Consider the following 18,101-nt stretch of genomic DNA (forward strand, 5'->3'; position numbering starts at 1 on the left):
TTTCTTCATACTTTACCTGAAATCCCATAACTTTCTCCACTTTTATTATTCTGTTTTTATCCTGTCTGTTATCTATTTTTCCCCTTTTACATTCGACTTTCAAGGAAAAATATTCGACTTATTTTTGTCTGAAATTCGACTTTTCAGCACCCTATATTCGACTTTTATGCCACTCTTATTTTTATTATTTTTTCTTCCAAATTCCTTGTTTTATGCTGTTTTTCTCAAAATTTTCTTTACCGCTTTCCAGCAGATTCAAGGTCGAGCCAAAAATTTTTTAAGTCGAATTATATATAAAAAACCGGTTACGCTCATGTACGAAGTACGAATTGGTTGTGCATTTTTACCAATAACTATAACCACAATTTCTTACAATGCAAGGCAACTACGAAAAGCACACTTTGCGAGTTTCTCGCATAAAGAACAAAGAATGTGCCTTGACACATTCTCGCGCCTGCGGCGGTCGCTTGCGACATCTACCTTATACGCCGCAGTGCGCATCCTCGCGGAGCGTTTTTTACTTTACAGGAAAGCAATTTCCTGTAAAGTAAAAAAAGAAATCTGAATCTCCTTAGAAATTCAAATTTCTTCTATTTTGTAAGTATTTATTTAATGTAAAACATTCCTCAATCGTCTGACCACACACTGAATATACTCTGTATTCGATGGTTTGTTCTGTATTGAGCCTCTCCATTCTGGATTCTTGAGGTATGATATCTCCTTATCTGGCCTTGACCATACCCGTTCTATTACGTTTCGAATTGATTTTTCCACACCACTTACTGATGTCTGATATACTTGTGCAACCTGCAGATAAACATCATTCGTTATCTGGATTGACGTACCATTGGGAACAGCCAACAGAATCCCAATTGCTCTTGCAAGATATTTGGTTCCTTTTCGGTCCGGCTCAAAACCGCTTTTTATCAGTTCACCCCATGCCAGTACATACTGAATTTCGGTTTCTTCCTGTTCCGTATAGATTACCTTTCTTCCATTATGATATTCGCTTTCTCCATCTGCAGTCGTTGGTGCGGTCAGCTTAATTATTTCAATAATTTTCTTTGGTGAAAATAATTCGTTATTTTTCTTATAAACCAAATCTATATCTAACTTATTGATGCTATGCAGAAAATGCTCCGAACCATAATTTGTTGTTACGATAATTTCCGGATGTTTCTTTAACTTCCGTTTCATCTCTATAATGAGATGGATTCCGTCACCTTCTTCTAACTCCAAATTTACAATTACTGCATCTACTTCCTGTTCTGTCAGAATATTGATTGCATCACTCTGCCGCCCCGTTACCGCTACCAATGCAAATTCTTCATCCCGGGCTATTTCTAATGCATATTCCTTGCACAAAAGTTTATCACTTTCTACAAGCATGATTCGAATCATTCTTTCTTTTCCTCCCTCAGCATTCCGATTCAGCTTCCTAGCTGTTTTGTGGAATCTACTCCCTGTATCTATACAATGCTACAGATATATATTTATATCATTTTGTCAAAAAAATCAATACCCTTTCTCTTTTTCCTTCTTCCGCAGTGCTTCCTTAAAGCCCTTCAGGGCATCGAAGGGCATAAACTGCTTGGCACGGTCTTCGATGTCCATTTTCTCTCTTCTCAGATTCTCTCTCTCATTCCAGCCGGATGCGTTTTCCTGCTGTCCGGCTCCCATGGTGTCTCTTCTATACGCCACTCTTATGCCCTCCAATCTGACCGTTTCGTTCTATTGTCGTTGCACTCTCTTCCAAATTCATTCCCTTTAAAATAGCATTCCTGCCGTAGCGCTGCTTGATGGAGATTGCTGCACGCTGTGCCTTCACATCCTTCTCTGTCTCTTCCGGGTCTGAAAACAAATCAAATTGCTGATAATCTTCTGCCATTACGCCGGTATAAGTCAATGTAATCCGCCGGATATATGCTCCCGGTCTTACAATTCTCCGATAAAGCTGCTCTACATAAGACAGCAGCCGGCGGTTGGAGCTGGTTGCACTGCGCAACGTTGTGCTTCCCTTCGCCGGTTCAAAGCATTTCTGATTGCTGTAACCGATTACCAGACTGATATGGGATGTTACAAGGCCCTGGTCTACCAGGTCAAGGCACAATAAATCTGCCATCTCTTTTACCACCAGTACACCTTCCTCGTACTCATAATCCCGCGGCAGCACCTGACCGCTGGAAAAGGATGTATTCTTCGGCCGATATGCCTTGATGTCCGCTATCGTTACCGGTTCTCTTCCCCATGCGTGATCAATTAACAGCTCTGCATCTATGCCAAAAGACTTATATAATAAAGACTCTCTGGCATGGGCAATCTCTTCCATTGTGCAGATGCCCATATTCGATAGACGCTCTACCGTTCCACGCCCCACCCGCCAGAAATCAGTCAGCGGTTTATGTTTCCAGAGTTTCTCCCGGTAGCGTGCTTCATCCAGATAGGCAATCCGGTCTGTCTCATGCTTTGCCATAATATCTAAAGCAACCTTCGCTAAATAGAGATTGGTTCCTACACCACAGGCAGCCGGAATCTTCGTGGTATCTAAAATATCCTGCATGATTGTCCTGCCCAGTTCCACTGCTGTCATCTGGTAGAGATGCAGATAATCCGTCACATCCAAAAATGCTTCATCAATGGAATAGACCTGAATATCTTCTTTTGCAATATATTTTAAATATACGCCATAGATTTCCGCTGCATAATCAATATATAGCTGCATACGGGGTGGTGCCATCTTATATGGAATTTCTTTGGGAATCTGAAAGACACGACACCGGTTGGGAACTCCCATCTGCTTTAACGCCGGTGATACGGCAAGACAGATGGTTTTCTCTGAGCGTTCCGGGTCTGCGACCACCAGCCTGGCAGTCAGCGGATCCCATCCCCGTTCCACGCACTCCACCGATGCATAAAAAGATTTTAAATCAATACATAAATAGATTTTATTTCCATTCATATCAATGCCTTTCAAGAACATTTGTTCTTGTTTTATATTAGCACATATGTTTGGATTTTACAAGAGGAATTCTCATACAGGATTTCCACTTTCTGCTTCTAATAATACGGTTCCAACCGGAAATGCTGTCCGGAAAATCTTTCTTACCAACGGACCTGCAATCAGAAGCTGAAACGGCAGTGCCATAATAAAATTCTTTGGAATATTGGTAAGCCAGATAATCGGAAGCATATTCCATGCTCCGCTTTTTACGCAGGCTTCCAGTCCACCGTATAAGGACATGAAAATTACCATCGGAACTACCATACAGCAGGAAACTGCAATCACTTTTTTCATTGTGCTGCTTTCCGGTTTTACCAGAAAACGAAATGCAAATCCCTTTGCAATTTTAGATACCAGAAACCAATCCAGACACATTGCGCATACATATGCCAGTGGGAATCCCAGCCAGCCTTCTCTTATTACTTCCATATTCAGTGTTCCCATATGCAGTGCTACATTATACATACTCATCCATAACACCATGGTAAAACACATTAACACCGTATAAATCAAACTTTCTCTCTTATGCATTGGCATAATCATTACCTCCATTTTTTATTAAGTCGCAAAGCTACCTATTAGTTCAAAACGAAAGTGAAATCAGAAAAGAAAATTTACACGGTAACTTCCTCCTCTTCCGATTTCACTTTTATTTTATGCTTAGGAAATATTCTGTAACATCATCTCTGTCATTTGCAGAAATGTTTCCATCTGCTCCGGTGTAAAATCCTTACACATTTCTTTTACAACCAGTGCTTCCTTCTTCGCAATCTCCTTATGAATTCCACGGGATTTCTCCGTACAGGATATTTTCTTATAACGCCGGTCATTCTCACTTGGTGCACAGATTAAAAATCCTCTTGCCTCAAGCCTTTTTATAATTCCCGTCATTGTCGGATGTGTCACCTGCTCGATATGTTCTAAGTCCTTCTGATTTACTTCTTCCACTCCATTATCTTCCATCAGACTGACTTCTCCTAATACCCGAAGCTGGACGGCAGTAATTCCGATTTCTTCTGCCCATTCATCCATTTTGCGACGGAATGCCCGGTCTATAATTGCAATCCGAAGTCCAAGCGGCATCTTCACTGCCATAATTTCACTCCTTTTAGGTAGCTTTGCTACTTATTATAAATGTTTTTCAAAAAATGTCAATCTCATTATTCTGTCCGGAGTGCTGTTACCGGGTCACTCTTCGATGCTTTCTTTGATGGGATCAGACCACCCAGAAGTGTCAAAAGGATACTGAGTAAAATCAGCACCAGTGCCGGAACTACCGGAAGCACCGCACTTACATCGGTTGTATTTGCAAGATTATGGATAATCGCATTGACCGGAATAATCAGAAGCAGCGTAAATCCGATTCCAATCAGTCCGGCACACAGTCCGATAATAAAGGTCTCTGCATTAAATACCTGGGAAACATTCCGCTTCGATGCTCCGATGGCTCTTAGGATTCCGATTTCTTTTCTTCGCTCTAACACACTGATATAAGTAATGACACCAATCATAATTGAAGATACCACCAGCGAAATTGCCACAAATGCAATCAGTACATATGTGATAATATCCACAATATCGGTTACGGAAGACATCAGCGTTCCTACCATATCGGTATAGGTTATCACCTGCTCGTCCCTGCCTTCCTTTTCCATGCGGTTATTGTATGCATCTAAAATTTCTACCACATGCTCCTTGCTTTCAAAATCCTTCGGATAAATATTAATTCCGCTTGGCACTGCAAAATCCACATAGCCTAATTTCTTTAAGTTATTCTCATAGGTTGTTCCGGTTGCAGAACCCATAGACATCAAAAGCTCTGTCAGCTCATCCTCATTCATATTAATCTGAAATGCATTTAAAAATGCTTCTTCATCCACCTGCATGCCGGATGCCATGGCACTTTGCAGCTTGTTTCCCATCTGTGTCACTGCCTGCTGCATATACTGCTGTATTGCCGTCATCATCTGCTGCTGTACTGCGTCCACATTCATAACATTCGAAAGTCCGGCTGCAATTCTCTGCTGACCATCTGCTGTATTCAGATATGCCGCAAAAGAATCTCCCAATTTTGCCGGGTCAGGTAATCCATTATTCTGTGCATAAGTCTGATAACCTGCAAATAATTCAGAAGACAATTTCTGCATCTGCTCCTGCGTAATCTCAATATTTCCACTACCTGTAAATATCTCAGATGCCCACGCTGTTATGATTCCCTGGGCTTCCTCTGTCTGCAAATATTCTGCTAAGTACTCATCAAATTTCTCCGGGTCGGTATAACCATGGTCTATGACATACTGCTGATATCCACCCATAATCTGCTGGATGAGGCTCTGTATCTGCTCCGGTGTAATAGTTACCATGCCATTTGCTGTAATAATCTCTTTGATATTATCGGATAAAATTTTCCGGGCTTCTTCCGTATTTAAATAGTTCATAAAATACTGGGACAGATTCGAATAATCTGCCTGCGGATTATCCTTTGCATACTGCTGGTAGCCCTCTAAGAGACTGCCTGCAATTGCCTGCATTTCTTCCGCAGAAATTGACTGACCCATGGAAGAAGCATCCATGGAAAATGCTTCGGACAAATCGGCACTTCCCATATCCCCCATAGAATTTTCCAACCCGCTTAAGGCACTTTCATCAAAGGAAAAGGCTTTTTCCAGAGCTTCACTGTCTACGGTAAACAGCGACTGCATATCAAATCCGTTTTCTTCGTCTGTTTCGCCAAATGCTTCATTGGTAAAGACATTTACTGACGGATTTGCAAGCTGCTGCTTTACAATCTCACTCTTTGCTGCTTCCTCTGCCACATGCTTTGTCAGGGATTTTGGATATGCAATTCCTGCACTTAAGGATGCGGCATTACTTCCCTCTGCCGGCTGCACCACACCTACAATCGTAAGGTCTTCGCCATCTGCCACCAGTTGTTTCATAAAATCTTCATTGTCCGACTTATCCTTCCAGACCTGATACTCTTCATCATAAGTATAATAATCTGTACTGTTCACCAGCTTAAACCGGATTCCTACCAGATCTTTATAAGTATAAGTTCCAAAATCAGATGGCGTCTCGATATTTTCCTCACTGGCAAACTGCTGTATCATCTCGTCTAATTCCAGCGGGTCACGAAGTCCTAAGGTATATAGTAAAAAGTCACTGATTCCGCCATTGGAAGTAAGCACCACCACACACTCATTATAATTTTCCGGCCAGCGTCCTTCCTTGATATCATACTGCTTTTCATATAACCTGCTGCTTTCCGGCATCTCATAAAAAACATCCGTGCTCATCATGGATGACATCAGACTATTGGAACCAGATGCAGTTCCAAGACCTACTGCATCAAAAGATTTGTCAGGGTTTACCTGACGTATCCCGTCTTCATTTTCCTTAAAAATCTGCGGACTGATATTATAAGTATACTCCACCGCTGTAGTATACTGCTCAATTCCACTGTCGCCTTCATCAAGATACTTTTTCAAAGCCTCCAGGTCATTAGATGCCATCGTGGAAAACATATTGGTTACCATCTTAATGACTTTTACTTTATCCCCGGAATTTTCTTTATCTGTTTTGGCATTTCCGTCATCACTTTCCGTATTCTTTTCAGAATCTGCCATTCCAAGACTCATGGATGCCAGACTGAATCCCGTACTCTGAATCTGCAGCGGATACTCGGATAAGGTCTCTTCCTCTACATTTTTGATGTATTTATTTACACCGGTAGAAAGAGATAATATCAGTGCAATGCCGATAATTCCAATAGAGCCTGCAAAGGAAGTCAGCAGGGTTCTTGCCTTTTTCGTTTTTAAATTATTAAAGCTTAAGGACAATGCCGTAAGAAATGACATGGAGGATTTTCCCATGTTTTTATGCTCCGGTTCCTTCAACATTGCCTCATCCACTTCATAAGGATTGGAGTCAGCACGAATTTTTCCATCACTTAATCTAACAATTCTGGTAGCATACTGCTCTGCTAATTCCGGGTTATGGGTTACCATAACTACCAGCCGGTCTTTTGCCACTTCCTTCAGCAAATCCATGACCTGCACACTGGTGTCACTGTCTAATGCTCCCGTCGGTTCATCTGCCAGCAGAATATCCGGGTCATTGACCAAAGCTCTTGCAATGGCTACACGCTGCATCTGTCCACCGGACATCTGGCTTGACTTCTTGTGTAACTGGTTTCCCAGTCCCACCTGCTCTAATGCCGCAACGGCTCGTTTCTTCCGCTCTGCCTTACCGATACCGGAAATGGTCAATGCCAGTTCCACATTTGCAAGCACCGTCTGATGGGGAATCAGATTATAACTTTGAAACACAAAACCAATGGTATGGTTCCGGTAAGAATCCCAATCCCTGTCCTTGTATTTCTTCGTGGATATTCCATTGATAATCAAATCTCCGCTATCATAACGGTCGAGTCCTCCAATTATATTAAGCAATGTGGTCTTTCCCGAACCACTCGGCCCGAGGATTGCCACGAACTCATTATCCCTTAAATTTAAGCTGACATCATCCAGTGCCTTCTGCACCAGACTTCCGGTCTTATATTCCTTATAAATGTGTTGAATCTGAAGCATATGATATTCTCTCGTTTTCCATTTTTTATTTTTCTATTTTACTTTTTCTTTCTCACTCTGTTTTTTATATTACCTTATTTTGAACATTTTTACATCTCACTTTCGAAAAATATCATGGTTTTCATAAAAATTTTAGAAAATGCATAACAAAGAATGTGCCTTGGCACATTCTCGCGCCTGCGGCGGTCGCTTGCGACATCTACCTTATACGCCGCAGTGCACATCCTCGCGGAGCGTTTTTTACTTTGCAGGAAAGCAATTTCCTGTAAAGTAAAAAAAGGACTCTGTTTTCTGACCTGCCGCCAGATTCCAGAATCCTCTTTTCTTTTTCTTTATCTTCTAATCAAATAATCCAATGTGATATTTTACCTTCCGGCAAATCTTCCATACCAGAAGTACCGGCATTGCCAGTACCAGATAAGCACAGGAAAGAATTCCTACTCCACCACCTAAGATTATCATAATCCAGATAAAAATATTCATTTCTTACACCTCGCATATTATTATTTTATGTATTTAATATGCGGGTGCCAATGCTTCCTTCTTTCCGTCCGCCTTCCGCTCAAACCTTGCTAACATCAGGCTCCTTAGTACATTATCGCCATGCTTCTTCCGGTTCCTCTGAATGCGTCCCATAAAAAGCTGTGGCAGTACCACCAACAGCAGCCAGAACATCATTCCAATATTTCTCCTATGGTTCGCCAGTCTACCGCTGCAGCCTAGTGTCAATGCCGCAATGCCTGTATTCTGCATCTGCTCCTCTCTGGATAACATCTTATCCGGAGTATCTAAAAGACGTGCATTCTTTAATTCTATGTAATTTACTGCAAAGGCTTCTTTCTCTGCCGGAGAAACCTGTTCTGTTCTGGTGGATGCGCCTGCAATGGCTACCAGAAACAGGATGCTCCACAGCAGTGCCAAATGCCTGATTATCTTTTTCCGATACATCTGTCTCATTCCTTACCCTGTGATTAAGCTTAGTATATGTCGCAGGACAGCTTCCGTCAAGAGTTGATGCAGCCAGATGGGCTAAGGACAGAGAGAAAAATACAAGCATGAATTTGCGCCGGTGTCCGGGAAGAAGTTTTTGATGAAATGCGTTATCGTTCTTGAAAGTGTTTTTTCTGATAATAAATTGTCTTTCCGCTGCTTTGACTGCTCACCCCATCTGTCCGTCGGAAGCGGATGCGAACTGGAATCTGCAAGGGCACATAAGAATTTCGATATTGTGTTTGATTTCGGCTGGCAACCGGCGCAAATTTGGCTTATTTTTTTAACTCTCTCACTCCTCTGACCATCTGGATGACAACAGTCGGAAGTGCTGCCAGCAGAATAATCTCAATCACAGCAGGACAGGACAATGATTCTACTGAAAATACCCCCCGCAGCGGCGGTACAAAAAGCACCAGTCCCAGCAGCACGCTTCCAGACACAAATGCAAGGATACTGCATGGATTTCCGGTAAAGCCCAATGCAAAAATGCTCTTGTTTCCACGACAGTTAAATCCATGGAAAAGACGCGCCAATGTCAGTGTTGCAAATGCCATAGTGGATGCCATTGCCGCACCTTTTCCATTTCCGATATAAAATGCTGCCATGGTGGATGCCGCAATGCATAAGCCCTGCAGCATAATTCGCCGGAATGTCTCTCCAGATAAAATTCCTTCCGATGTCTGCCTTGGTTTTTCTTCCAACAAACTTGCATCCTGCGGTTCCATGCCAATGGCAATTGCCGGAAGGGAATCTGTCAGCAGGTTAATAAACAGTAAATGCACCGGAGCAAATGGAACCGGAAGCCCCAAAAGGGATGTATACAATACAGATAAAATTCCTGCCATGTTGCCGGAAAGTAAAAATAAAATAGCATTTTTTATATTGCGGTAAATGTTTCTTCCGTTCGTTACTGCTTTAATAATCGTAGCAAAGTTATCATCTGTTAATATCATGGCTGCCGCATCCTTTGCCACTTCCGTTCCGGTTATTCCCATGGCTACTCCGATGTCTGCCTGCTTTAATGCCGGTGCATCATTTACACCGTCTCCGGTCATGGAAACGATATTGCTCCTCTTCTGCCAGGCTTTTACAATCCGTATCTTATGCTCCGGTGACACTCTCGCATAAACAGATATTTTATCAATCTTTTCTTCCAGTTCTTTTTCCGGGCAGGCATCCAGCTCTGTTCCGGTTAATGCCAGGTTCCCCTCTTCATAGATTCCAATACGCTTTGCAATCGCAACGGCTGTGATTTTGTGATCTCCGGTAATCATTACGGTACGGATTCCCGCCCGCTTCGTATCTGCTACTGCCTGTATGGATTCTTCCCTTGGCGGGTCTGCCATGGCAGCTAATCCTAAAAAGGTAAGTCCATTTTCCTTTTCCACCGTCAGTTCTCCCCCGGACTTCTTACATGCAAATGCCAGTACCCTGAGTCCATTTTCAGAAAAATGCTGATTCTGCTTCTGGATTTTTGCGATTTCTACATTATCCATCGGTCTTATCTCTTCTTCATATGCCACATTTATGCAACGGTTTAAAAGGACATCTACTGCTCCTTTTGTAAAAATAATTTCTTCTTCGCCATGCAGCCGGTATTTACTGCTCATGCATTTCCGTTCAGAATCAAATGGAATTTCTTCTAATCTCGGAATCATATTTCGAATCGTTTCTTCCTGTATGGTAAGCTGCCCTACATTTTCCGTTCTGTCCCGATTCAGGCGGACTTCGTGGAACATTTCCAACAGGGCAGATTCTGTCGGATCTCCCAGTACTTTTCCATCCGTTATGCTGGCATCATTATTTAAAATAGCATTGTATAAAAAAAGCCTTTGCAGGCTGGACTCCAAGGTCATCTCATCCGGTTTACAAGTCATACCATTCAGATAAACCTCTTCCACATGCATCTTATTCTGTGTCAGTGTTCCCGTCTTATCGGAGCAGATTACCGATACACAGCCTAAGCTTTCCACAGCTTTTAATTCTTTGACAATGGCGTGCTCCTTTGCCATTCTCCTGCTTCCCATTGCCTGCACAATTGTAACAATGGAGCCTAATGCTTCCGGTATTGCCGCTACTGCCAGTGCAACAGCAAACATCATGGCATCAATGACCGGCATCTTCCGGTAAATGCCAAGACAAAAGACCAGTGCACAGATTGCCATAATCAGTATTGCCAGCTTTTTGCTGAAAGAATCAAGACTTATCTGAAGCGGAGTCTTCCGCTCCTTCGTCTGATTCATCAACCCGGCAATCTTTCCTAATTCCGTTTCCATTCCTGTTGCTGTTACAAGTACCTCCGCTCTTCCATATGTTACAAAGCTTCCGGAAAATACCATATTTTTCCGGTCTGCCAACGGTACTTCTTCCGGCAATACTTCTTCATTCTTTTCTACATTGACAGACTCTCCTGTCAGTGAGCCTTCATTGACCTGCAGGGAATAATTGCGAAGAATTCTTCCGTCTGCCACAATCATGTCCCCTGCTTCTAAGATTACATAATCCCCGGGCACAATCTCTTTGGATGCAATCTCCTGACGTTTTCCATCCCGGATAACCCGGGCCGCTGGTGCCGCCAAATCCTTCAAACTATCCAGTGATTTTTCTGCCTTCCTATACTGTATCGTACCAAGAACAGCATTCATAAGTAATACCAGAAAAATTACGATAGTGCTCTCAACATTTCCGGAAAACATGGAAATAATTGCTGCAATAATCAGGATTATGACCATCAAGTCACAAAACTGACTTAAAAACACCTGCAGCAGACTCTTATGTCTGCCCTCGCTCAGCCGGTTCTCGCCTGTCTCTTTTCGTATTCTTTCTACTTCTTCTTCTGTTAATCCTTTTTCCCGAAAGCCAAACATTTCTTCCAACTGCTCTTTCGTACAATTCCAATATGCTTTCATATACGCTTAACCTCCTGCTTTTTATGTTACCGGGTATCAACCATGCGCAACAAAGAATGTGCCTTGGCACATTCCCGCGCCTGCGGCGGTCGCTTGCGGCATCTACCTTATACGCCGCAGTGTGCATCCTCGCGGAGCGTTTTTTACTTTACAGGAAAGCAATTTCCTGTAAAGCAAAAAAGGAACGAGCACTTTTACCGCATCAAAATAATACGGTAAAAGTCTCGTTCCTCTGCAGTGTATATTCCGGTTATCCCTCTTCAGATAACGTGATGACGAAAAATACAACACCGGCTATCCGGTGCGAACTACTCCCTGATACGCCATCATCATAACATATACCTTTTGTCTCCGTCAATGCCTATTTTTCTGACTCTTCCCAGTAACAACAGGTATCCTTTCCTTTATGCTTCGCTGTATACAAAGCTTTATCTGCCTGCCTGATACTGTCTTCATAGTTATAGCTGTCTTTTCTAATCAGGGTGATTCCAACACTGCAGGATACCGGAGTCGGAAGCTTCTCCCGCAGCTGTTCCTGCATCCGTGCCAGTCTCTTATCCAATGTTTTCTTTGAGCCAAATCCTTTAAACAATACTACAAATTCATCCCCACCAAGTCTTCCTATATAATCGGTACAGCGGAAGCTTTCATGAATGGTATCCACAAAAGTACGCAATACTTTATCTCCATATGGATGTCCCTTGGTATCGTTAATCTGTTTAAAATTATCAATATCCAATATAAGAAGTGCACACACTTCCCCTTTCTTTGCTTCTTCTAATACATAATGGCTGGTATATTGTTCAAATATCCGCCGGTTCAGTACGTTCGTCAACGGATCGGTATTGGCTGCACGCTCCTGTTCCTGCTGACGGCGTTTCTGTCCATCTATATCCTTAAGATACAGCAGTGCATACATATTTTCTGTTACCTGCTCCTGAAATACATGTACGGTAAGCTCCATCCAGTGGTAACTTCCTCTTGCCATCCTTCTGCGAAGCTGATAATTCACAGTAGCCGTTCCACTGTTATAATTATAAACCATCTTTTCCTGCTCTAATACATCATAGCATCCAAACTGGTCTTCCTCTAATACCAGTTCATCAATATGACGGTTGAAAACCTTCATATAATTTAATGCTTCCCGCTCGCCCTCTGCTACGTAATCTTTCCAGAGTCCACCACTGCTTTGAATCTTACCATTACTCAGGTCTACCTCAGCATATGCCACGGTCTCCGACAGCATTGCCTGATAAAAGTCCTCTCTCTGTAAATATTTTAACTGGATATTCTGATGATCTTCAATCTGATAAATAGTAACTATCCTCAAATTTTCATCCTGTTTCTGGTCTCCGATTTTACAGATATCCAGACGGAACCATTCAAACTCATCCTGCTTGTTTTTTAAAAGAATTTCTAATACCTGATCCTCTTTTCTATATTCTACACCGGTAAACGCTGCATGAAATACATCCCGGAAATGGGGATGTACCATTCCATCCTCCCAGCTTTCCGGAAATCCAACCTCTTTTAGCTGATTTCCCTTTAACATAGAACGATTTGTATGGAAATAAATGGTATGTTTCTTCTCATTATACTCCATACGTTCATATTCCTGACTCTTTAAAAATTTTTTCCGAATCATATCATTATTGATACGATGATATCCTTTTAATGTATAGACACCATTTTCCTGATGACCAAGCACTCCAACACAGCGTACTGTCACTTTTCCACGTTCCGGATGATTCCAGGTATATTCCATCTCAATAATCTTTCCGGTTGTAATAATATCATGTAATGCATTCTGTACATAATCGTAATAACCATCACTGATGTTATCATACCAGAACCTGAAATATTCCTCGCTGTTCATAATGTCGTCTATGCCCAGAATGCTGCGCATGCTCTTATCCACATACAGACGGTTCTTTCCATTGACCGTATCCAGTTCCAGCGTCCACAGTCCCAGTTTTACAGACTGTAATATATTTTCTTCCTTCAGCATACCCGTCATACGGGCTATCATTTCACTCTTTACATCCATCATTCCGTCACGAATCAGTATATTTGAAATAAAAGGACGTATTCTGGCAAGAAAAGTCTTATCATTTGGGCGGTATTTCGGATTATCCACACCAATAAATCCAAATAAATGACCTTCATTTAACAATGGAAGAAGCATCAGCCTGCGTATTTCCTGATGCACTAATATTTTCCACAAATCCGGTGCTGACTCCCGATACATATCCACATCTTTGATAATAACCGGTCTGTCTTCCTTCAGACTGCCAATCACCAGTTTTACCCGGTCACCCGGTACTGATGCGAGGTAAAGCTGCTGGCTCTGAATCTCATTTTCACACCACTCACAGACATTGCTCCAGCTATCTGCCTCTTTGGAATATAAAAAGATATAGCAGCGGTCTGCCTGATAAAATTCCCCGGTATGATGAAGAAGTTCACTGATGATATCAGCTTCATTTTCTTTTTCTTTCGCCTCTTCCAAGGCTTTCACAATGCCCTTTTCCACTTCTAACTGTTCTTCCAGCCTGCTCATGGAAATATTGATGGTATTCATGTCAATACCTATCTGAAGGCGTGCTGCCTTATTGCCCCAGTTTACTAATTTATCCTTCATCAACATCTGGGTTCCTAAGAATTCATTATTTGCATATCTGGTCAAAAACTTCTTATGCTTTAATTTTGCCATATTACAATCTGGGCACGGTTCTTCCCTGCCCTCTAATACCTGATAACATTTCTTGCCGGCATAATCACTGACGCCGCTGATTCGTTGTCCGGCAGAGTTCATATAATATAACTCATAGCTTTCCGCATCTATGACATAGACCATCTCTTCTAACTGGTCTAATATTGCTTTATAATCGGTACCATCTCCTGCTTCCGGCAGAATCACTGTGCTATTCCCACAATCTTCCTGCCACCGTTCTTCCTCTACATGTCCAAAAATATACTGTTTTTCAAACAGCTCTTCTTCAATCGGTTTACTGAAATAGAACCCCTGTAAAACTTCAGGTGCAAGCTCTGCAAGTGTCTGTAATTCCTCCGGTGTTTCTACCCCTTCACATACTACCCGGATCTGTGCACTTCTTGCCAGTTCCAAAATATTACGAAGAAGCCGGTAATTGTATGCACTCATATTAATCCGGCTGACAAAGCAGCGGTCAATTTTAATCTCATCAATTGCCAGACTCTTAAGATAACTTAAGCTGGAATATCCGGTTCCAAAATCATCCATGGAAATCTGTATACCACGCTTGCCCCACTGATAAAATAACTGATTGTATTTGGTATAATCCTGTAACTGCATGCTTTCTGTCAGTTCCAGAATAATAGCTTCTCCGGGAATTCCTTCCTGTTCTAATAAATCATAAATGTACTGGCTTAAATCCGGCTGCTGTAACTGTATATAAGAAAGATTAATACTCATACGGAATTCCGGATTATAACGCCGCCACTTTGCACACTGGGCAATGGCTTCCTTTAATACCCATTTTCCCACCTGCACAATCATTCCGCTCTGCTCTAATATTCCAATAAAAAGATTTGGTGACACTACCCCATGATATTTTGAGCGGAAACGGAGCAGTGCCTCTGCTCCCACTACTTCATAATTACTCATCCCAATCTGTGGCTGGAAGAGAAGATAAAATCCATCACACTGGTTGCGGATACTCTTTCTGATTTCTTCTGTTAAGTCAATAACCGACAACTGTTTCTCATAATCTTCTGCTGAGAAAAGAATCAACCGGTTCTTACCGCTCTTCTTGGCACGGTCCAGAGAACTTTCCGCATAGTTAAACAGTGTATTGGCATCCTTGATTCCGGACATCGGATAGCAGACTGCACCTGCTGAAAAGGTACAGTTCTCCATCATCTTCATCTGTATATTCTGGTATACCTCACGCACAGCCTCCATATCATATCCCACAAAATTAACTGCAAACCGGTCACCATCCAGACGATAAATTTTTATGTTTTCATCAATACTATTTTCCAGAAGAGCCGCAATCCTCTTTAAAATAAAATTACCATGGCCTCTTCCATATTTCGTATTGATATTTTTAAAATTATCCACACCAAGAACAAGTAAAACACCTTCTTTTCTGCTGTTCAGCATTTCATCCAGATGTTCCATTAATTTAGTACTATTAAAAAGTCCGGTAAGTGAATCTGTCTTTCCCAAAAGGACAGTATCTGATGTTCTTCCCACCATTACATAAGGAATCCCGGTCTCATCCAGTTCAGCTTTCCCACGACAGCTGATCCAGACCAGATTGCTGTTTCTGTCTACCAGCCGGTATTCCAAATCATGTATCAGGCTTTTTCCAGAGCAGATAGATTCCATATCATTAACCCACTGGTTTAAGTCTCTTTCATATACAATATCTTTCCAGTCATCTATGCCGCAGCTGTTGTTTTCATCCATGCGCAATGCATATCTCTTTGATATATCATTGCTGGCGAAATAAAATTTACCCTCTTTTAAATCTGCCAGAAATAAATAATCATCGGTACTTTCACTTAATAACTGCAGAGTCTGGTAACATTCCGCAAATCCTTTTTTCCCTTTAAACAATTCATCCAGCGTATTCTTCTCCTGCATAGCCCCTCCAAAAAATATATATTTTTCTGTCTATACATTCCTTCCTGCATTTTTTAATTGTACATCAAATTATCGTTTTTTACAATATTTATTCAGAAAAGTGTCATAAAAGTACAACCGTATTCATCCAGCATCCGATGGCAGACTGTCCGCTGCACACAATACACCCCAGCCCAGCCTTGGATTTGGGAAAAAGGAATATCCCGGCAGTGGTCTTGCTCCCCGGATGAGATATGCTTTTATTTTTTCCCCATATAAAAAAGCATCATGTTTCTCTACAATTCCCCATTGCATAAAAAGTGCTGCCGTCCCGGTTACAAATGGCGTTGCCATTGAAGTTCCGCTTCGTACGGTATAACCGCCGCCTGGTGCACAGGATTCAATGTCCACCCCTGGCGCACAGATGTCCGGTTTCACCTGATTGGTCTCTCTGGTGAACCCTCTCCCGGAAAAGGCTGCCACCTGATTATATCTTGCATCATAGGCCCCCACCGAAATTACCTTATAGGCAGTGGATGGAATTGTAAGCGTTGTCTCTTCTGTGGGATATAAAAATCCGGTTGCTTCTCCGATGACCGCAAGGGAAGGCAGCCACATATTATAGGCCCCGGTTACAATCTTTTCCGGTATCAGCGTTATTTTATAGATTCCGCTGTCGATATAATTTTCCACCGGAAGAAAATCAAAATAGATTTCCTGAAAAGGACTGAAAGGGCTTGGTTCTCCAAAATATAATAAAATCTGCGTTCCTTCGATAGTAAATCTCTGGGGGCCCTGCAGCTGCCGGATAATCCCCACCGTTTTCCCACTGGGATGTGTCATCCGGATGGAAAAAATATCCGCATAGGATTTCCAGATTTGTAAGCTTAACGCAGGCTCATATTCTCCTACTGCAAATTCCACTTCCTGTTCTCTTCCCATTACAAGCTGCCCGGAGGTATGCCCTCTGGCACTGCCTTCATTTCCGGTGCCAATCACCAGAACCGATTTCCAGTAATTTGCCATATCAGATAAATAGGTTTCAAGAAGAGAGGTTCCATCATGGGAACCATAGGTATTGCCAAAGCTTATATTTACTGCCACCGGCTGCTTAAGTTCCAGTGCTTTCCGGAGAATATAATCCATTCCAAGCATCAGCTCTGTTGTCCTTGGAAAAGAATTTTTTCCCGGTGTGCCAAGCTTTACCACCAGCAAATCACTTTCATATGCCACGCCCCGGTTTCTTTCATTGGATGATCTTCCATTTCCCGCTGCGATTCCTGCCACATGGGTTCCGTGCCCGGATAAATCCCGGCTGGGGCAGATACGGTACCCCTCCTGTATATCCTCCTGCTGCAATGCTTCATTGATTACGTCCCGGTCGTATTCCGTTCCAAGCCGGAATCCCGCCGGTGGATTTCCTGCAATGGTCTGATCCCAGATTGCCAGAATCCGGCTGCTTCCATCTTCCTTTCTAAAATCCGGGTGTCTGTAATCGATGCCACTATCTAAAAATGCCGTTATCACACCTTTCCCACTCAATTCCTTTCCCCCTAACCCCATTTTTCTTGTATAAAGGGACGTAATGCAGGAGGCTCTGATTCCCTGCTGTACAGAGAAAAAGAGCCTCTTTGGTTTTTCCATATATTCAATTTCTGTCCGGTCTGTTACCGCATCCATCAAAGCCTCCGGCAGCCGGATAACTGCATATTCATTGCTCAGTTCTGTAACTTCAATATCCGGAAATATCTCCTCTAATTTTCTGAGACTTCCGGTATATTTTACAATGACTTCCCATGTGTCCGTTTCTTCCTGATATCCTACATTTAAGTTTAAGGACTGCAGTCTTTCCTCTTCCGTTGCATCCAGTGCCAGATTCAGTAAGTTTTCCCGTTTCGAACTGTTCATTCCATCTCCCGGCAATTTCTTTTATTACTACTCTATCGCAATCCTGTATTTTTATGCACTTCTTTTCAGCTTATTGTACCAATACTGTTTCA

Annotated in this window: 11 protein-coding genes; all 11 read right to left on the reverse strand. The window is 42.2% G+C overall.

Features of this window, described 5'->3' with window-relative positions:
• Positions 1-609 precede the first annotated feature (609 nt).
• The 11 genes from DWX65_RS09030 to DWX65_RS09070 all read right to left on the reverse strand — a co-directional run bounded on the left by DWX65_RS09030 (position 610) and on the right by DWX65_RS09070 (position 18,009).
• Positions 610-1,401 (reverse strand): sporulation initiation factor Spo0A C-terminal domain-containing protein, encoded by a 792-nt coding sequence (locus DWX65_RS09030; RefSeq protein WP_118173301.1) that lies wholly within the window; start codon positions 1,399-1,401, stop codon positions 610-612.
• 114 nt (positions 1,402-1,515) lie between these two features.
• On the reverse strand, positions 1,516-1,701 hold the full coding sequence (locus tag DWX65_RS14840) for a hypothetical protein (protein WP_147326048.1): 186 nt from the start codon (positions 1,699-1,701) through the stop codon (positions 1,516-1,518).
• Positions 1,691-2,959, reverse strand: coding sequence for a Y-family DNA polymerase (locus DWX65_RS09035; RefSeq protein WP_118173368.1), 1,269 nt, complete (start codon positions 2,957-2,959; stop codon positions 1,691-1,693). The genes DWX65_RS14840 and DWX65_RS09035 overlap by 11 nt, the downstream gene beginning before the upstream one ends.
• A 72-nt stretch (positions 2,960-3,031) precedes the next feature.
• Entirely contained in the window at positions 3,032-3,538 is a 507-nt protein-coding gene (locus tag DWX65_RS09040) for a DUF2798 domain-containing protein (RefSeq protein WP_118173302.1), read from the reverse strand.
• A gap of 123 nt (positions 3,539-3,661) precedes the next feature.
• Complete coding sequence (locus DWX65_RS09045; RefSeq protein ID WP_118173303.1) at positions 3,662-4,096, reverse strand: MarR family winged helix-turn-helix transcriptional regulator; 435 nt, start codon at positions 4,094-4,096, stop codon at positions 3,662-3,664.
• A gap of 65 nt (positions 4,097-4,161) precedes the next feature.
• Positions 4,162-7,590: an ABC transporter ATP-binding protein/permease gene (locus tag DWX65_RS09050; RefSeq protein WP_118173304.1), complete on the reverse strand. Its 3,429-nt coding sequence runs from the start codon at positions 7,588-7,590 to the stop codon at positions 4,162-4,164.
• A 339-nt stretch (positions 7,591-7,929) separates the two neighbouring features.
• Positions 7,930-8,073, reverse strand: coding sequence for a hypothetical protein (locus tag DWX65_RS15175; RefSeq protein WP_197420839.1), 144 nt, complete (start codon positions 8,071-8,073; stop codon positions 7,930-7,932).
• 33 nt (positions 8,074-8,106) lie between these two features.
• On the reverse strand, positions 8,107-8,547 hold the full coding sequence (locus DWX65_RS09055; RefSeq protein ID WP_147339156.1) for a hypothetical protein: 441 nt from the start codon (positions 8,545-8,547) through the stop codon (positions 8,107-8,109).
• Positions 8,548-8,855: 308 nt separating this feature from the next.
• On the reverse strand, positions 8,856-11,492 hold the full coding sequence (locus DWX65_RS09060; protein ID WP_118173305.1) for a cation-translocating P-type ATPase: 2,637 nt from the start codon (positions 11,490-11,492) through the stop codon (positions 8,856-8,858).
• Positions 11,493-11,853: 361 nt separating this feature from the next.
• Complete coding sequence (locus DWX65_RS09065) at positions 11,854-16,122, reverse strand: EAL domain-containing protein (protein WP_118173306.1); 4,269 nt, start codon at positions 16,120-16,122, stop codon at positions 11,854-11,856.
• Positions 16,123-16,245: 123 nt separating this feature from the next.
• Complete coding sequence (locus DWX65_RS09070; RefSeq protein WP_118173307.1) at positions 16,246-18,009, reverse strand: S8 family peptidase; 1,764 nt, start codon at positions 18,007-18,009, stop codon at positions 16,246-16,248.
• Positions 18,010-18,101: the final 92 nt, after the last annotated feature.

The organism is Roseburia sp. AF20-18LB, from assembly GCF_003461185.1.
Lineage (GTDB): Bacteria > Bacillota > Clostridia > Lachnospirales > Lachnospiraceae > Roseburia_C > Roseburia_C amylophila.

Coding starts and splice junctions, on each gene's coding strand:
- DWX65_RS09035 (WP_118173368.1), bottom strand. CDS start 2,959: ATGAATGGAAATAAAATCTATTTATGTATTGATTTAAAATCTTTTTAT.
- DWX65_RS09045 (WP_118173303.1), bottom strand. CDS start 4,096: ATGGCAGTGAAGATGCCGCTTGGACTTCGGATTGCAATTATAGACCGG.
- DWX65_RS09070 (WP_118173307.1), bottom strand. CDS start 18,009: ATGAACAGTTCGAAACGGGAAAACTTACTGAATCTGGCACTGGATGCA.
- DWX65_RS09030 (WP_118173301.1), bottom strand. CDS start 1,401: ATGATTCGAATCATGCTTGTAGAAAGTGATAAACTTTTGTGCAAGGAA.
- DWX65_RS09050 (WP_118173304.1), bottom strand. CDS start 7,590: ATGCTTCAGATTCAACACATTTATAAGGAATATAAGACCGGAAGTCTG.
- DWX65_RS09065 (WP_118173306.1), bottom strand. CDS start 16,122: ATGCAGGAGAAGAATACGCTGGATGAATTGTTTAAAGGGAAAAAAGGA.
- DWX65_RS09060 (WP_118173305.1), bottom strand. CDS start 11,492: ATGAAAGCATATTGGAATTGTACGAAAGAGCAGTTGGAAGAAATGTTT.
- DWX65_RS09040 (WP_118173302.1), bottom strand. CDS start 3,538: ATGCCAATGCATAAGAGAGAAAGTTTGATTTATACGGTGTTAATGTGT.
- DWX65_RS15175 (WP_197420839.1), bottom strand. CDS start 8,073: ATGAATATTTTTATCTGGATTATGATAATCTTAGGTGGTGGAGTAGGA.
- DWX65_RS09055 (WP_147339156.1), bottom strand. CDS start 8,547: ATGAGACAGATGTATCGGAAAAAGATAATCAGGCATTTGGCACTGCTG.